Origin of the sequence: Azonexus hydrophilus DSM 23864 (genome assembly GCF_000429605.1) — a bacterium.
In the GTDB taxonomy this organism is placed as follows: domain Bacteria; phylum Pseudomonadota; class Gammaproteobacteria; order Burkholderiales; family Rhodocyclaceae; genus Azonexus; species Azonexus hydrophilus.
Genome location: NZ_AUCE01000017.1, coordinates 37,920 through 56,312, shown reverse-complemented (window position 1 = coordinate 56,312; position 18,393 = coordinate 37,920). Strand labels below are relative to the sequence as shown.

Genomic DNA, 18,393 nt, shown 5'->3' with positions numbered 1-18,393 from the left:
CTCTGCTTACCTTAAGATTCCAGCGCTAGCCGCAGCTGGGAAAAAATTACCAAACTCGTATGTGACGCAGTTTCGAGTACCTTGAAGGTAATCACGCGCCCCCCGTCCCAGTCAGTTTTTCATACCCCTGACGAATCACCTTCGCAATCAACGGACGCCGTGCAACCAGAAATTCCTGGTAGCTCATTTCTTGCCAGCCTTCCAGCAGCCCATGCCAATGCATCATTTCCTTGAGCTCCACATCCGAAAAACGACTGGCGTACTTAGGCCAGTAGTCCTTCGGCGGGATGTCGGAGATGGCAATGTTGTCGTCCCACTCGACCAGGGCGTAGTTTGCAATCTGGTTGGTGTCCCGCAACTGGGTGGTGCCGATTTTGTGTAAATAGCGCTTCGGAAACAGGTGATGGCGCTCCAGCGGCTTCTTGTTGCCGATAGCGGGCGGGTCGAGCAGGTCGGCGACCTTGCCCTTGGAGAACAGCGCCTTGGCGTCGCATAACACTAAGGCCGCGTAGTAGGCAAACAGGCTGGGGCCGCGGCTGGCTGACGTTGAAAGCTCCAGCGGTAGCGTCTTGGCCCAGTAATCATCAGTCAATGTTGCCAGCTCGACGCCCTGCAACGCTTTGACGAAAGCCACGGGGTCATTGCCATCGGGCAGCAGCTTGAGGTCGGTCTCATAACGTGATTCAGGCGAGCTGGTGTAGCGCCCAGTCAGCAGTGACATGAACAACCATCTTGCGACCGTCTGCTTGAGGGCAAACGGCTCGACACCAAACTCGGTACGGCCAATAAGGTAAAGCTGGTAAGCGAAAATGAGCGCCCCCTCTGAACTCACGTACCGTAAGTGGCGGTAGCCAGCCGCCCGGACCACGTTCAGAAAATCGGCCCAGTGGGTCAGGTTCAGGACTCGGCCCTGGGCTTCCTTGAGCTCGGCAAATTGGGCTTCGCGGCGTGCCGAGCTAAACTCCCCTGTGCGGAGGTCCTTGCCGCGGAGGATGGAATAGACATGCTCCAGACGCCCTCGACGGAAGGCGACGCCCACGTTGACCCGCAACAACTGGTCAGGCTCGGGCTGGAAGATTGGATTGAACGGGCTGGCACCGTTGCCCTGTATCGGCTTACGCGTGCCAATGCTGAAATGCTCCAGGTCAGTTCGCCCCTGGTCCCAAAAGACCGACATCAGGGTCAGAATGAAGTCTGATTGGTTGAGTTTCTTCCCCTCGCTGTTGATGCGGACAAAGACATCGGCCACCTGTTCTTCATTTGCGCTCTGGGTCAACTCTAGCGCCACGAACGGATAGTTGGTCAGCCCCGCCAGCCGGCCGATGGCCTTGGCGATGAGGTGCTCTTCGTCCTTCGACACATCACGGGCCAGACGAAGCCGGCTCAGATAATCTGAAATCGTCTCGTATGTATCCTTGAGGAACACCTCTGAAATATCGGGAATGAATTCCGCTTGCTTGTCGGTAGCCGCGTCCGGAACAACAAATTCGCCCTTCAATGGATTGAAGGAGATGCGGATGAACTCGTGCTCGACGTTGTCCCGCAATACCGCCACCTTGTGCACGACGGCGTAGAGCGAGGTGAGTCGTTGCTGGCCATCCACGATTAACAAGGACGCTGCTTTTTGCTTGGTTTCGGCGCCAATTACCTTGCTGCCGATACCATCGGCTCCAGTTTCCCAGAACAGGAAATAGCCGACCGGGTAGCCTTTGTACATCGAGTCAAACAAGTCACGTACTTTGGCGTTGGGCCAAACGAAAGGTCGCTGGATGTCGGGCAGCCCAAGGCTTCCTATGGCAATGTCCTGTATTAACTTGCCAAGGCTGTAATCGACCTTTTTGAAAAGTGTGCTGCTCATCTTTGTTATCCCCCTGAAATCATCGGTACTAAATGCCGGTCAGTCTTGTTGCAAGCCGTCTCTTGAACAAGGAGTCCTCTTCATTACCTGGGCGTAATTCAAGGACGAGATATGGCTCTTTGCTCAGCGAGTCTGGCGGCGGGGAAGTCGTTGTCACGATATATTGGAAAGGAACTTCGTCTCCCGTGCGCAGCTGTGCCTCAGCCTCGCCAACCAGCAACAGGAATTCTCGATAGAGACGTTCGCTCATATCTGCCTCTCGAGGACAGTCGTGCACTATCAAGCCCGGGTGTAGGCCGACATCCGACAAAGCTGAATCCAGCAAGGTCGTGATGTCCCCAAGGAGAACTTCGAGAACTTGGTAGGCCTCTCCTCCGACACTGAGCTCGAACGGTTGCGTGTCCGATTCGGGTTTGAACACGCCGAACCCATCCTCGCCCAACATCCGATAAGCCACGGTCTTGGTCAGCACCTTCAGGAATTCACTGCGCGAAGAACTCTGCTGCCGTGCGATAAAGAGCTCAGCTTGCTTCTTTTCCAAGTCTTTTTCGACCCACTCCTTACGGTTCTTCGCCGTTTCCAGCTCCGTTGAACAGACCCCGCTCTGCAAGCGTTTCCAAAGTTTGACGAATTCGTCCCACTGGCTGCGTATGGACTCAGCATCGCTCTGGTTTGTAGCCAGCTGCATTTGAAATTTGCGTGCTGCCTGACGACACCTGGTCACTTCCACCCCTTGGGCGACGACGTCACTTCTGGCCGAGGCTGCTATCGACCTTGCTTTGCGAAGCTCTTCCGAATGCTTCGCCAAATTTGCCGCTGCCGCCTGCTTTCTAAGGTGCCAGGAGAGACTCTGCGTGGACCGTCGCTGAATAACATGCGTACAACTCGAGAAGTCGATGTCTCCATGCCGGCAGTGCCCCGCCAGGCGCTCGAGCTCATCTACTTCCTGGGAAAGTCGATTGAATACGGCCTCGTTGTTATCCAGAACCGACTGCGCAATCCCCGCTTCGAGTTCGAGAAAACGGGCTGCCTGGTCCAGTTCGTTGTAGCTTGCCAATGCCCGCCCAAGTGTCAGTTCAGCTTCTTCTGCTTCGGACTCGGCTTGCCGACACTGCCGTTCCAACTGAGCAATCCGAAGCTCCAGCAATTGCTCCAATGAGGCGTCGACCAAATCCTTGAAGACAGCGACATCGTCCGTTGCCCCCAGCCGCATCCTCAACCGACGTTCAGCCAGCGTCAGTTCCAGTGCCGGCAGGCGCTCCAACTCTGGAAGCTCCTCCTCAAGCTTGGACAGGCCGGATTGCAGCACGTCCACCTCGCGCATCAAACGGTCCACTTGGGCGTCGTGTAGGCCGAGCACAGAGCGAACGAATAACGGTGGGTCCTGACGTGACCGCCGAAAACCCAAGCCATCACCATCCCGCCAGTGGAAAAAAGCATCGAACCGCGTCTTCTGGTCCCTGATGCACCAGGCAAGCAGATGGCGCCATTCAAGCGGTTGGGCACTACCGGGCAAAGTCGAGTTGGGGAGCTTTCCAAGGAACGCAGCCTGGAGCTCGTCCTGGTACTCCGCAAAACCACCTGCCAACTGCCCGGAAAATAACGCCTCCAAGCTTTCACCTACCCCGGCAAGCGAGCGGCCAAAACGAGCATAGGGCCGGAATACCACCCATGTTGTGCCATCAAGGTGCACCTTGGCCGCCACGCCACCTTTTGGGAAGGCTCCCGATGCCATATCGCAAAGGACCGTAATCGAAGGGGCCTCGTCACCCAGACAATGCCTTAGCAGGTAGCACAGCGATGTCTTCCCTACGCCATGCCCTGCACTGGCCAATCCGGAAGCATCGTCCGTTTCTGGCTCACGCGCCCAAACAACATTCAAACCTTGGCGAAACTTCAGGTTGCGAGTAACCAGCAATGGTTCAACCGACTCAAGCAGCCAAACATCTTCAACCCACAGCCTTGGCGACCGCCGAGTCGCCTGATACCCAGACAGCCAGCTCGCCATGACGCCTCCTTAAGCAGCACCTCGTTGTACGGTGGGGTTTTTTATCTGCGCCAGGTCTGCTCGAGCGATAGCCTTACGCTTCGCATCTAGCGCCAAGAGCAGCCCCCCCAGTTCGGCATGCTCCTGGGTACAACGCACATCGGCAGGAAGGATGTCCGTGCTGCCCACATACACATCTACGTCGCCACGCTTAGTCAAGCGGCAGACACCATTCGTCTGAAGCCGATGCAGGACGCTGGGTATCAGTTGAATGGCCGTACCGACGTCAATCCGGCATACCCAATTCATAAGCGTAGTCAGCCTTGCCGCAGATGGCTGGTCGACTAATTGCGTCACCATCTGGGGCTGCATCGCGTAGGCAACCAGGGTCTGGAGGTCTCCGGCAGAAACTCCCTCCGAATGCTGCCTGATAAGCTCGACGACGATGCCCGCAAAATCAGCCTCTTCAGCACTGCGAATCAACCCTTGCTCGCTAAGCACGGACACACTGGGCTGGCAGCTCTCGGCTTCAAGCCTGTCCCATGCCTCCAACACCAGCCGTCGAGTACGGTATTCACCGAACTCGCGCATCTCGTTGTTCTTGAGCACGCGGAAGGTTTCGGAAGGATAGTCCTCGCCCATCACATCGGCGGGGTCGAGGATGTAGCGGAGTTCGTCGCGGGTCAGGCCGTAGAGGCGGGCATAGTAGGCGTCAAGTTCCGCACGCAATTGGGCGCGGCGCTCTGGGTTCCAGGAGAATGGTTCGCCTGTGTAGCCAAGGTCAGCCGCCCAAGGAGCGAGGTCGTGGGCGGTGTAGGTCAGCTCGAGAACGCGAGGGACGATGAAGGCGAGGTTGGCACTGTCATAATTTGCGTTGGGAAGAATCGCTAGAGAACGAATATCGGAGTTTGAAACCGAGAAACAGTCCTTCTGCCGCAACTGATAGTCAGTGACAAGAGTATTAAAATTTGCCAACACCAAAGCTGTACAAACGGCCCCACAGCCCCCCCCCAGTGAAACAAGGACTCCGTTCTCGTTTACTGCGCGAGTAGGCACGATTGCAGCAATCAGCGTCCGCTCATCCGTGTTGCGAGAAACTCTGCGGTAAGTAAGCGAATAGGTATCCGTAGCACCTCCTGAACGCATTGCCAGTTGAGGAAGTGGAACTCTGTACCTCGAGGCCACAGTGAAATCCGGAGAGCGTTTACTTTCATCGGTCACAGAGTTCCATTGCGTCCCATTGAACTCTGCGTACCTATGGTCATATTGATGAAACATCCTGGGCTCGTACAACCTCGTAACCCCGCCTGTGCCTGAGCTGCCAAATCCCTCAAACAATCCACTATCGCCGCTACTGTGAAAGGTTCCTTGCATCAAGAAGGAGGCCCAACTCTGGACAAACGGAGCAGAGACCTGAGCAATACGCAGGCTTAACTCCTTGTCCTGACCACTTCGGAATACCGGAGCAGTCCCCGAAACTGGGCTTAGTAACTGCACCTCTCTACTATTAAGGGTGAAGCGGCGGCGCGGGTCGGCCAACTGGTTAGTCTGGGTGGCGAAGCAGACGAACTCGGCGGCCTCGGCGCGGCCCAGGGTCAGCAGGCAGAATTTGTAGCTGCGATGTACCGAAGGAAACACCGCTTCCCGGTTCTCGATGTCGTACAGGCTGGCGAGCCTTCCCGTCTGCGTCAGCCATGCAAAGAAGGCCTTGGTGCTGTCATCAGTGGCAATGCCGGTCGGCACAATGAAGCCCGCCCGGCCATGAGCACCTACAAGTTGGGCGAAGGTTTCAGCAAATAAAGCGTAAGTGTTGACATCTCCGACGCCTGTCAGAGGATAACGTCCGGCATCATGTGCGAACAGGCTAGCGGCTTCTGCGCTGCGCTTAGCCGACAAAAAATCGGCAAATAGCGCTTGTTCGGCTCCATTAGGCGGCACCAGCCCTTGAGCTGCCTCGACCTCCGGGTAAAGCGTGTGCAGCAACGTGCCCTCAGCCAGCAACTGGATGCGCCTGCCGCGCTCAGCTTTGTGCGGCGCTTCGGCCACCAGCGGGCTACGGCTGGCAAAAAATTCTTCCTCCTGCAACTTAATGCGCTCCCAAGGCGGATTGCCGAGCAGCACATTAAAGCTGCCTTTGGCCCGCACTTGCGGAAAGGCCTGCCACCAATGAAAGGCCTGCGCCGTCTCGGCGGCATGCCGCGCAACATCGGCCACACCGGGGCGCGGCGCGCTGCCGTTCTGCACCAGCCAAAGGTCCTGACTGGTCGGCACTTTGGCTTCGTTGTCTGCCGTCTTGGGCAGCACGAAGGCGGCAACGAAAAGGTCAGCCGCCAGCCGGGCGCGGGAATCGGCAAGCGTTTCCTGCAAGGCTGCGAAGGCGGCGCGCTTGGTCTCAATCGCCGCAAGCGTGTCATCGGGCAGATGCTCGAAGGCGTCGGCGTCCTGTTCGGCTTCCAGCCCGAGGCTGAACTGACCACCGGGTGCCTTCGACTTTTCGATGGCTTTCAGGGCATCTCGGTTGGCTTTCTTGAGACGCTTCACCACCTCTTTGTCATCCCCAGAAAGCGCATTAAAAGCTCTGTCGGGAATGCCGGCATCGAGTATTGCCGGGTCGAGCACACCCAGCAGGGCATCTCCGCAACGCAGGTGAGCATCAAGGAAGGTAAGAGGGCGTTCCGGGGTATAGGCTTCGAGCCACAGCGCAGTTTTGGCCAGTTCCACCGCCATCGGGTTTTTATCCACCCCGTAGATGCAGTGTGCTACCACCTCACGCAAGGCAAAGCGGTAGTCGCCAGGCTGCGGGTTACCGTCACTAGCGTTGAGTCGCGCTACTTCTTCCGCAATACGCCGCGCAGCAGCGAGCAGGAAATGACCTGAACCGCAGGCTGGGTCGCAGATGCTTAGCGCCAGCAGGGCCTTTACAGGCTCCTGCGGATTTTCTGCGAGGGTACGTTCAATGACTGGCTCCAGCGCGCTCTTAACGAGTTCCTGTACGAGACTGTCCGGGGTGTAGTAGGAACCGGTCAGCTTGCGCGCATTGCCCTTGGTGGAACCCTCTTCCTCGTCTCCTATGAAGCCAAAGTGGCGGGCACCTGCGGTCAACGCGACCTGAGGCACCAATTCCAGCAGACTTTCATAGACGCTACCCAGTTCTTCGGAATCCATGTCGCGGTAATTGACGCGGGAAAGCGCTGAACCATCTCGGAAGAAGCAGAGGCTGAACAAGGCCGACAGCAGCGCGGCATTGTCTAGCTGGGCAGCATCCAGGTCTGGGCACTGGCCGGCAGCAAACAACCCTCCAAGCGCAGGCAGCCCGAGGGCAGGCTGGCCTTTGCTGAGGCCGGAAAAGGTGATGGTCAATACCTGCCAAAGGTCAGCGTGACGGTCGTAGCTGCGGCGCCGAGCCGCGAGTTGGCGTAGACGGGAGAGGCTGTAGCCGGCAAGGTAGCGGGCCTTGGCTTCGGCACAGGCCTCCGGCGCAAAGACCACTTCCCGGTCCTCAATGGTGGCCAAGAAGATGAAACGATAGATAAGACGCAATAGTTGCTCGAAGTAGGCCTGGGCGGAGAGTTCGCCTGCTTCAATGCGATGGCGCAGTTCGGCGTTGGCTGGATGGGCAAGGAAACCCGTGCCGAGCGAACGCAGTGCTTCGGTGACACCGACACGTAGGCGGTCGCGGGCGCGGATACCGTCTTCTTGGGCGGTATTCCGCCAACGCTCCAGCGGGCAACCGCCCGGCTCGCTGGCCCCCTTGCCGAAACGGGAGGCATGGGCCAGCAGCCAGAGTGCCGTGAAATCCGGGTAGAGTCCTTCGCCGAAAATGGCTTCAAGGTCTGCCTCGATGTACGCCGGGCGGGTCAAGCTAGCGTTGTCCCGCAGGATGCGCAGCTTGAGGCCATTGCCGACCACGGCCCAGAGGGCCCCCTCACTGGCGTTCAGATATTCCTGTGCAAGCAAAAAGGGGGAGCGGCGGCGCACCCCATCGCCAAAGCGGGCATCCGGCTTGTCAAGGCTCTGGTCATGAGCGGCTAGGACCACGGGTACCCGGCCCTCGCCGGCGGCAAAACCAATGGGAAATAGTCGCTCATCCAGCGTAACCTGACTGACGGCCTTGAGGTCACCAAAACACAGCCCATGGCGTAGCAGGGGTTCAAGAAAGTCCTTGACGGTGACCGCGTGCGCGTTGACGTCCGTTCGCGCACGCTTGGCTGCGAAGTCCTGCCAGAGGTTCTGGGCAATCTTCCAGTAGCGGCCAATTTCATCGCGCAGCTTGAGGCCGCGGGGGATGTCGTAATCAGCTTCAGTCTGCTCGGCGGCTTCGAGGTGAGCGACCTTGTTGAGAAAATCCGGCGCGAGCAGGCCACCTTCGATGCTCAGGGCGGGAAAAGCGAGTTCCTGGTTGTTGCGGCGAGCCATGTTGTTCTGAACTCCTGTTTTAGGCCGGGATAAGGACGAAGACACCCATTACATCTACTGGCAGACTGGGTGTAACACGGTATTCACCACGGCCCTGGGCGGCCTCTCGGACTCGCCGGTGGTCATCCAACAGCAGTTGCGCACGCTTGCGGGCCAAGGCTTCAAGCATTGGCTGGTGCGAATCCAGTTGGTCTAGTATGCGCTGGATGTGTTGGTCACGCAGGGGTGTTGGCATGTTACGGGTGGGTTCGGCTGCCATCAGGGCGCGCGCTGCCTCATCCTCCAGCAGCGGCCGACCTTCCTCGGCTGGCAAGCCAACCGTCAGCGTTTCCTCGCACAGCAACAAGCGGGACTGACCTTGGTGCGTGACAGTCAATTGATGGCGCAGGCGAACCAGGAGAACGGTAGTCTTGACCTGGACCGCTTCAGTGAAGATGGCGCCAGCCCGGGCAACGGCATCCAGCACTTTGTCGCTGGCTGCCTCGCCCTCAAGGACTGATTCCAACAGGTGGTCGGCAAGCACCGAGACCAGCGGGTGGGTACGGTGGATGAACTGAGCCCCTGGAGCCGCCGGCTGATGGAAGTCGATGCGCAGGGTGCCGGCCAAACCTTCGCCTTCGAGCCGTTCACGCACCGCGGCAGGGAAACTGTCTACATGGAGTTTCCAGTGATTGGCGCCCGCCTTGCTGGTGGCTTCCAGTGGCGCAGAAAGCTGAATGGCAGCGCGCTTAAGAAAGCGTTCGACGTCTTCCTCCCCACCCAGCACGGCCAGGGTCTTCTGCCATTCCGGCAGGACATCTTCGGGTTTCAGCCGGCGTTGGGCGAACAAGGTACGGTTCTTCGCGGCTTTGTCCCTGGCCGACTGCCAAGCGGTATCGATGGCGATTTCGGGTTCGCCGAAATCGAGCCCCATCTGCGGCATCTTGCTTGCCGGGGTGCCTTTGCGCAGCAGAACGGCCCCCACCAGCGCCTGCGTGAGTTTGCCTTCGTCGTCGGGCATGGGGACGAGCACGCCGAGTTCCTTGCGGATACTCTCCGCCTTCCTAAGAATGACCTGCAGTACAGCGCCATCGACCGGATTGTCCTGGCCGAAGAGCATGGTCGTGCGCACTTCGCGGGCCTTCTGGCCAAAGCGGTCGACTCGGCCTTCTCGCTGTTCGTGACGGGTGGGGTTCCAGGACAGGTCATAGTGAACGACAGCGGTAAAGAGATGCTGCAGATTGACACCTTCGGAGAGGCAGTCGGTGGCCACCAGGATACGCTGCTCGGCCTCGCCCATCGCCTCCACCGTGGCCTCGCGCTCCGCGGCGGCAAATTCGCCGGTGACCGCGGTGACTTGATGGTTACGGAAGGCAGAACGCAGTTGCTCGGTAACGTAGTGGGCGGTGGCGATGTAGCGACAGAACACGACCGGCTGAAAGCCGGCGGCAGTCAGTTCTTTCAAATGCTCGATGAGGCGCTTGAGTTTGGGGTCCTTGGTGCTGCCCATCAGCCCTTCGGCCCGAGCAACAAGGTCCGTCAGCCACTCGCTGTCCTCGGTACGAGCGCCCGGCTCGATGTCCTGGGTAGAGAGGTTATCCTCCAAACCGTCGAGAACGCGTTCGCGGCCCTGTTCGTCGGCTTCTTCCAGGGTCAAGACACCGACCTCTCCAGCTTCCTCGGACAAGGCACTACCATTCAGGCGCGTGCGCAGCGCGTTGACTGCAGCAGCCGGTGACGATGAGATGCAACGCAGCAGAGCCAGCGCGGCCCACCAGCTCATGCGCTGCTGCAAGAGGTCCTGGCCTTCGGCGCGCACAACGAGTTCGCGGGCGTATTCGAGCACATCATCGAAGAGCCGCCCCCAGTCGCCCGTGAGCTTGTAGGTGATTTCGGCCGAGAATCGCTCCGGGAAAATGCTGCTGTCTTGCCACTCCCCGATGTCAGGGCGGCGGCGCTGGACGAAATGATTGGCCAGTTGTTCGCGTAGAGGGCGACGGCTATCTGGAGGGATGTCCTTCAATTCCTTGAACTCTGGTTTGAGCAGACCGAGTAGGTTGTAGAAGGCCTCATCGTCGCCTGAGTGTGGAGTAGCGGTGAGCAGCACCATGTGGCGTTCGGGGTTTTCAGCGAGCCCCTTGAGCAGGGTGTATCGCTGCTGTTTGCCCTGGCCGCTAAAGGTGCAGGTATGCGCCTCATCGACAATGACACACTCCGGGCAGGCGCGCTGAAATTCGTCCCGACGGCGGTCGGACTTGATGTAATCCAGACTCACGACGGTGAATGGATAGGCCTCGAAAACAGACTGGTTGGCTGGCAACCCCCTTTCCAGCCGGTTGGCGGTGGTGCTGCGCACGACCACAGCATTGATGTGAAAGCGCTCTTTGAGTTCGCGCTGCCATTGTTCGCAGAGATGTGGTGGGCAGAGCACGGCCAGGCGGGTTATCTCGCCCCGGTCGAGTAACTCCCGAACGATAAGTGCTGCCTCGATTGTCTTGCCGATACCCACGTCATCAGCAATGAGCAGGCGTACCACTTCATGCTTCAAAGCCATCAGTAGTGGGACGAGCTGGTAGGCGCGAGGCTCGACGGCGATGTTGCCAAAACTACGGAACGGACCGGCACCGGTGCGCAGCTTCAGTTGCAGGGCGTCGCGTAATAGTTGGCCTGCTGCAAAATTGGAGGCCTGCTGTACGGTCGGTTTCGGGAAGGTCGCCGGACCGACGGGGCCAGGCTCGATGGGAAGATATATGAGCGTCGCATCATCTTCGGCGGCGCCCAGTGGTCGTAGATGCAGTGTGTCATCGGAGGATTGCGGCAGGACAATCCATTCCCGACCACGTGCCGAGACCAGACTGCCTGGTTGAAACGTAGTTTGCTGCGTCATTAGTTCGTTCCTGAATTGTTCCCTGCACCAAAGAGGTCTGCATGCGCCTTGAAGATGTCAGGCCATGCGTCAATTTCCTTTGGAAAACGAACAACGTAGTAGCCCGCTGCTTCCAGACAGGCATTGATGGCTTGGTCTTTGCCAGACTGCACAGCCGCGTCATGATGGGGGCCGTCAATGAAGATGGCGGCCTTCCAGTCAGCGTAGAAGAAATCGGCAGAAGTCTGGCAGCGCTCGATAGTGTGCTGACCTCCATCGGGCATACGATAGCCATGGGCCTTGACCTGCGCCAGCCAGGCCTGCTCCAAAGAGCTACCAGCGATGCGTTCCAGTTCACCCTGTTGTTGTGCCGGACTGCGGCCAAAGTTGCCAACCTCACCACGAGAACGGGTGAGCTGACAGAGGATGTCCAGCACCTTGCCTTCGTTGTCGGCGTCTTGACGGTCGATATGAATGTGGTCCGGCTGGTTGTAATACGACAGGAGGCACTTGTAGCAGCCCGCTTCGCAAATGGGCTGGCCTTGAGGGTCAGTGTCCTCCGTGAGCGAAGTGTTTTCCCAACGTCCGTTTGCCGGGTGTCGATAGTGCATCAAAATCAGCGCTTCGGCGGCCACCTGGGCAAGCGCATCAGGTTCTGTGGCGATGCGCGTAAGGACGCCGGCCCCACCCTCCGCCGACTCGTAAAACAGGATGGAACGGCGTAGGTCAGCCTTGGGCAGCGGTTCAGCCATCAGCTCGCTCTCTTCGAGCTGGTAGACGGCCTCCATGCCGCGCTTCAGGGCGTACTGCAACGTGGCCATGGTCTTGATGTCCAGCTCTTCGAGCGGACGGACGATGAGCACATTGCGCCGGTCTTCTACGTAGGGAACGATTCGCTGTGGCAGCGTCTTATCTGGCGGAGTGTCCGGGTCAGGGTCGCCAGCCTCGTCGGCACCTCCCATCCAATGCCCGGTCACCGGGTTAATCATGAAGCCGAGTAGGCTCTTTTCCTTGCGGCGGCGCCAACCAAGGTTCATACGCCAGACAGTAGCCGCTGAGCCGTATTGCAACTCCAGCACCGGCGTGTCGCCATCCTTCAGGACGGCATGCATGACCTGAAGCTTTCCGTCTTGTTGGCCGAACTGGATGGTCGTCTGCATCTCGTAGCCCTGACGCACCCGCTCTTCTTCATTGGCTGTGATGCGCTCAGCCCGCTTGGTGGACACGTTCTCGATGCGATAGAGATTTTGCACGGCCACGGCATCGGCCAATGGTGCGTTGCAGGAGACACAACGGTCCGCATCACGCTGGTTACGGAAATGGCCATAGCCGCACGCTGGGCAGATGCGGGCAACGTCGGTGGTCAGCTTGGCGCCCACCGATACCTGGTCATCAGCGCTCACCGAAAGCATGGCGCGAGTTACCCGATATTGGCTGCCTTCGTGATAGATGAGGCTATAGGGTCCAAACTCCGAAAGCGCGAGGAAACGCGGGCGAGAAAGGAAGTTCTCGCGGCCAATCTTGCCCTTGCGTGCCGGGATGTAAGCCATGAGCGGCAGGCGCGGGAAATTGTAGCCGGGCAGGAAGCCTTGGCTTGCGAGATAGCGATAGGTATAAAAGTCCGAGTTTGCTGAACCGGACTCCTGAAGCAGGAGCGACTGCTGGCGGAAGGCCTCGTCGTGACGCTGCTTGGCATCGCGCCGGTCCCGCTCACTTGCCGCCGGGTTGTTCATAACCTTCTGGTTGATTTCCATCTGACGCTTGGTAGCGGCGAAGAGGTCGCGCCAGCGGTCGAGCGCCTTGTCGAAGGACGCAAAGGCTTGTCGGAAGACCTGGTCGGCGAAGTGTTCGGTATACCAAGGTGCCTTATCTGCAGTGAGCTCACCCGCCAGCATGGACAGAATACGCAGCCCACGAGCATGAGCACGCTTCTGTGGGGCGTCTGCGTCCATCTGCTGTTTGTACTCGTCAGTCAGCGTCGCCTCTGGGTCGTTCATGTCAAGCAGCCCACGCACACTGTTGTCGAGCTTCTTGCCGGTCTCGGCCAGCCAGACTGCATGCAGGTGGCTCTGGATGAGTTCGCGGTTTGCGAGGTCAAGGGTCGGAGGGTTCACTTGTCCATGGACCATGCGCACCGGGTCGCGGAAAAAATACTGGTCGTGGGGCGACTGAGCGGCGCAGTAGGTAATAACGAGCGCCGGTTGCCCCGCCCGGCCTGCTCGACCACTGCGCTGCGCGTAGTTGGCGGGAGTCGGCGGGACGTTGCGCAGATAGACGGTGTTAAGCGAGGAGATGTCGACGCCCAACTCCATCGTTGGTGAGCAGAACAGCACCGGTAGCCATTCCAGCTGTTTGCCCTTGATGGTCAGCCAGTCGTCTTTGTCCTTGTCGGTAAAACGGAAGCGGGCCTCGCGCTCCATGCGGTCATCTTGCTCGACCTGGGCAGTGTGCTCCCGGGCTTCGAAGTCATAGAGGCGATGCACGGGGTTAGACAAAAGGCCGGCGATATTGCCGTAGAGACTGCGGAAGAACGCGTTGTCGTCCGAGCCCCGCTTGCTCTGGCCATCACCTAGCGTCCAGAGCAGACTGGTGCCATTAAGCTGGTAGCCCGTCATGCCGAACTCGGTTTCTTCAGATACGACTAAGCCGTAGGATTTAGCTGCCTTCAGCAGTGCCCGAACGATTTCCTCGTAATGCACATCTTTGATTTTACCGGCATGGGGGTTTTCGCTGCCATCTGCTTCCAACCAGGTGCTGGCCTTCTTGAATTCCTTGCCCAGCTTGGAGCGGGCGCTGCCCGACACAAGATAGTCAACGTTGCGCCGGTCCTCGTCCCGAGGCTTACCAGTGGTGATAAACCAGTTCGATGCAATGGGGGTTTCATCTTCCGTAAATCCCCAGGGCTCGCGCAGATTGGCGTAACTGGATGTCTTGAGGCGGTCGAGTTCGGCGCGGTCAAGGTAGCGCGAGGCCAAGCACAATCCAAGACGCATGGCATCAAAAAGCTTGATGAGCAGGCGCTTGCGGACCTCATGCGAGGCGGCAAGAAGGATTAGCGGCGCTTCGGCCCAGGACTCCTTGTCTGCCACTAGGTCATCGAGGTCCTGATATTCGATATGAACAAGTCCGAGTTGCTCGAGATTCGGATTATTGAAACGCCACCCCCGCCGCAGGTCGAAGTAAACCCGGTAGCCAAGTATGGCCCGCATGATGTCCTGGACCTGACGCCGGGCATTTCCCTTTATATCCGGGTCCTGCATATATTCGGCGCGCACCCCTGGGTCATCCCGGTCAAAACCCAGGGCCTTAAAGACGGCATCGGAAACCTCGGCTTCGGTCAGATTGCCGCCAGCTTTTTGTACTGCGGTGAGCAAGGCAGCCCGTTGCAGCAGCACCTGGAGGAAATCGTTGAAATGTCCGACCTGGAGTGCTGCATCCTGGCGGTTATCGGTGAAACCCAGGACCTTCTTGGCTTCCGCCTTGAGTTGGTCATCCTCCTCATAGAGGTAGCGCAAGGCTGACAAGGTCAGCATGGTTGTTGCCGAGCTCCGACCTTCGCCAGAGAGTCCAGTTAGGCGCAGCGACTCCTTACCAGCGGTATTGTGAACAATTCCGCAGCGAAGACAGAAGCCAAAACTACCTGGAATGTACCAACCCGGCGTGCCATCGGCAGCATGGCCCCCTTCGGCATTCACCCTGACATGATATGGCTGGCGTTTCTTGTAATTCGACTTGAGCTTCAGGTCACCATTCTGGCGTTGTTCCAGCCAAGTCTCAGGATAGCGGTCGAGTATGTCCTCCCAAATGCTAGAGGTGTCCGGCATAAAATAACCGCTCTTGATGTCTTCGTCGTCGTGATTACGCTCTTCGATACTGCGTGGGCTGAAGGTACGACCTCCAGAGGAATTCTCGTCCCAAACGGGAACATACTCCTGCCCGCACTCACGGCAGAAATGCAGGGCGTACAGTCGGCGTGCCCGGTCACCCGGCACGTATTGGCTGCCTTCCAACGTCAGGTAGCGCTTGGACTCCGGCTCTAGGGTGCCGTAAACTTTGCTCCCCCCGGAGATGAACTGGTGCAGCTTGAAGGCAAAGAGGCTCCGGCCTCCAGCTTCGGCGGGTTTGTCGGTCGTGCGATAGGCAAGCAATAGGAAATCAGCCAGCGCCTGCCTTGCCAGCCCAACGTCGACATTACCATCCGCCGCTAGGCGCTCCGCTGCTGCCTCCAGCGTAATGGGTTGCGCGCGCCGCCATTTCCCCTCGTCGCGAGTCAAGCCAAGGGTCAACTCCACCCAAATCGCAAGGGGGTGACGGGCCAACGCCTGGAATGTTGCACCAGTCGGCAAGCCCGCATGTATTGCCTCGCCCAGTTGAGGCTGGACATGGTCAACCAATAGCTCCTCTGGCGTGACCCGCTGCAATGTTTCGGTGATGACGTTAGCTGCGGCCAGAGGGACGCCGAACAAGCGGCTGGCGACTTCGGCAACCTTAGAATTCTTTTCCTGTTCGCTCCCTTCAGTCGCCATCGTAGCCGAGGTGCCAATGCACTGAAGCTTGTCAGCTAGGGATTCGCGCACGCGTCGGACGAGCAGTGCCACATCGGCACCCTGACGGCCCCGGTATGTATGCAACTCGTCGAGCACCAGAAAGCGCAAACCCTTGGCATTGCGAATGACCGCTTTGTCTTTGTCGTCCTGACGTGTCATCAGGAGTTCGAGCATCATGAAGTTAGTCAGCAAGATGTCCGGCGGATTGGCCGCGAGACGTTGACGCTCTTCTTCGCTCTCCTGGCCAGTGTAGCGGCCATAGGTAACCGGTGACTGGTCGCCGTAATCAGCCAGGAATTTTCCCAATTCTTCCAGCTGGCTATTGGCCAGTGCATTCATGGGGTAGATAACGATGGCTCGTGTACGCGGCGTCGGGTCAGCGTCCTTCGCCTTGAGGATGGCATCGATTACTGGGATGAAATAGGCCAGCGACTTGCCGGAGCCGGTACCTGTAGTCAGTACATAGCTTTCCCCACTCTGGGCAAAGCTTATGGCTTCTTCCTGATGCTTGAAGAGAGTGAGCGAAACGCCGGTACTAGCGGCATTTTTGCCAGCACGAAAGATGTGTGCACATTCGGCATGCAGAGCACCTTGCCCTACCAAAGCTTCTACAGTGCCTCCCGTCTTGAAATTGGGATTGACTTGTATGAGCGGCGCTGGCCAGTAGCGTCCAGAGTCATAGGCCTCGTTGACGAAAGCCTGTATGTCTTGCGCATGAATGCGAGTGAAGCTACGAGTGAACGCAGCGTAGTCGGAAACCAACTTTCCACGAAATTCAAAAACATCCATTGGAATCCCTGAATTCTGACATTTACTAGACCATCTGGATTATCACAGAGGACGCGAAAAGCTTCGAGATAAAACTCCGCACCTATCTACGATTTTTGCTTTCCGCTAGGTAGCAAATGGCGCCAAACCGTTCGGCTCAGACTGACCGAGGACAACTCGGTCCAATGCTTGAAGCTTATCCAACCTGACAGGGGATGCCCCCATGTATTGGGCCAAGAGTTTATTTCAGTCGCGAAGCAGTTACGCTCAACCAACAGGGCCGGCGAACTGCTCCCATGAACTGTAGCTTGGTGGCCTTTGGGCTATGGATTTGCCGAAGTTAAGTGTCGTCGTCATCAGACGTGCGGATAGGTGCATCTACTGATAATTTTGTAACCTTTACGAGTAGCCTGGCACGACTATCCTTGAATGTCACGAATACTGACTCTTCGCTCGCGACAAGCTCAACTTTGTCGATAAGCCTCCGCAGCACTAGATTTGCCTTCGCTCGTTGCTCCTTTGCAATTTCGCTCCGTTCGTAAAGTACTGGGAGCAGAGTCTCAGCGAAGCTCGAGTCAAACATACTCCCTGAGTGTTCGGCGATTAGTTTGCGTAGCCGCTCGATTTCGCTTGTTATCTTTGCACGCTGAATAGATAAAGCTGAAGCTTTTTCTACTAGCGCCGGCAGATTGACACCTTTGGCAATGACTTCGGCCAAGTTCGCAGCTGCAGCATCCACTTCTGCGAGCCTGGATGAGTCAGCATCGAGCTTGGCGAGGTTCGTATCCATGTCACTTAACTGTGCACTGGCAAACTGCGCAATATGGAATAACAACGGTGCGTCAACCTGCTTAATAGAAATACTCGGCTCGTCGCAAAGGCTGGCTGCCGAATTGCGGCAGCGCAGTTGTCCGAGCGTTTTGGTCGCGAAGTCTGTCTTACGCCAAACTCCTCCGCCACATTTCCCGCAGCAAATTAGGCCACTCCATATATTGAAGTACCACTGGTCGCGCCCTTCCGGCTTGTGACGGCGGTCTATTGCAGCTTGTACCTTGTAAAAAAGCTCTTCGTCGACCACTGCTGGGTAATAGTTTTTAACCACAACGCCCCGACTCTCGCCATGCCAGTTTTTTTTGTTTGCTTCGCGTGTTCGATTACGGTGTTCGTGCTCTCCAATTGCAGAACGACTACGAACTATTTTGCTCGCCATCGATGCTGTCCAGCCTTTTGCCCGCTTTTCGCCTAAGCGGGTTGGCACAATCCAGCCTTCCGCATTCGCTTTTTTTGCGATTTCTACTGAGCCCCATCCTTCCGCCATTAGTTCAAAAGCTTTGCGTACCACCTTTGATTTTTCGGGATGAAGCCTCCAAGGCGAAAATTTATCGTCGCGTATTAACCAACCCGGTGCTGAGCCAAAAATTTGAGCCGAACCACGTTTTCGGTGTGACTCGTAGGCGTCACGCACTCTTTCGGACTTGATTTCGGACTCTCGATTGCCACCAGATAGCAAGATGATGGCAGTGATGAATTTTGCTAAATCTTTTAGAGATTCCTTGGTGTAGTGCTGGTTGTCCTGCAAGGTGACCAGTTCGATGCCACTCTTAAGCAGGTCGATAAATAGGGGAATTGAATCCTCCAGGCACTGACGAGTTAAACGGTCCATGGCCTCGATGACGAGTATCGTGCCAGGTTCAATTTCTCTCTCCTTTGCCATCTTGAGCAGGACAGCCAGAGCACCAGTTTCTACATTTGCCCCAGACCAAGCCGAAACCCCAAGGTCTCGCAACCGCAGACTCTCATCAAGCTTTAGGCCTCGTGCTACTGCCCAAGTCTCGGCTTTCTCTTCCTGACGACGTAGCGACTGGCCCTTGGCCTGAGCAAGCGTGGAAAAGCGCGTGTACGATATGACTTTGGCCTGCATGCTGCCCCCGCAATGATGGATATTTGGCAGGCTATCAAAATCCGCAACTAA

Annotated in this window: 6 protein-coding genes; all 6 read right to left on the bottom strand. The window is 57.6% G+C overall.

Annotated features, from left to right (window positions below):
* Positions 1-91: 91 nt before the first annotated feature.
* Positions 92-1,858 (bottom strand): GmrSD restriction endonuclease domain-containing protein, encoded by a 1,767-nt coding sequence (locus G471_RS0109420; protein WP_028995129.1) that lies wholly within the window; start codon positions 1,856-1,858, stop codon positions 92-94.
* A 28-nt stretch (positions 1,859-1,886) separates the two neighbouring features.
* Positions 1,887-3,866: a coiled-coil domain-containing protein gene (locus G471_RS0109415; protein ID WP_028995128.1), complete on the bottom strand. Its 1,980-nt coding sequence runs from the start codon at positions 3,864-3,866 to the stop codon at positions 1,887-1,889.
* Positions 3,867-3,875: 9 nt separating this feature from the next.
* On the bottom strand, positions 3,876-8,261 hold the full coding sequence (locus G471_RS17275) for an Eco57I restriction-modification methylase domain-containing protein (protein ID WP_051295409.1): 4,386 nt from the start codon (positions 8,259-8,261) through the stop codon (positions 3,876-3,878).
* Positions 8,262-8,280: 19 nt separating this feature from the next.
* Positions 8,281-11,127, bottom strand: coding sequence for a helicase-related protein (locus tag G471_RS0109405; RefSeq protein WP_028995127.1), 2,847 nt, complete (start codon positions 11,125-11,127; stop codon positions 8,281-8,283).
* Positions 11,127-16,442 carry a DEAD/DEAH box helicase gene (locus tag G471_RS0109400; RefSeq protein ID WP_028995126.1) on the bottom strand — a complete coding sequence of 1,772 codons (5,316 nt, stop codon included), beginning with the start codon at positions 16,440-16,442 and terminating at the stop codon, positions 11,127-11,129. The genes G471_RS0109405 and G471_RS0109400 overlap by 1 nt, the downstream gene beginning before the upstream one ends.
* Before the next feature lie 319 nt (positions 16,443-16,761).
* Positions 16,762-18,342 (bottom strand): recombinase family protein, encoded by a 1,581-nt coding sequence (locus G471_RS0109395; protein WP_028995125.1) that lies wholly within the window; start codon positions 18,340-18,342, stop codon positions 16,762-16,764.
* Positions 18,343-18,393 lie beyond the last annotated feature (51 nt).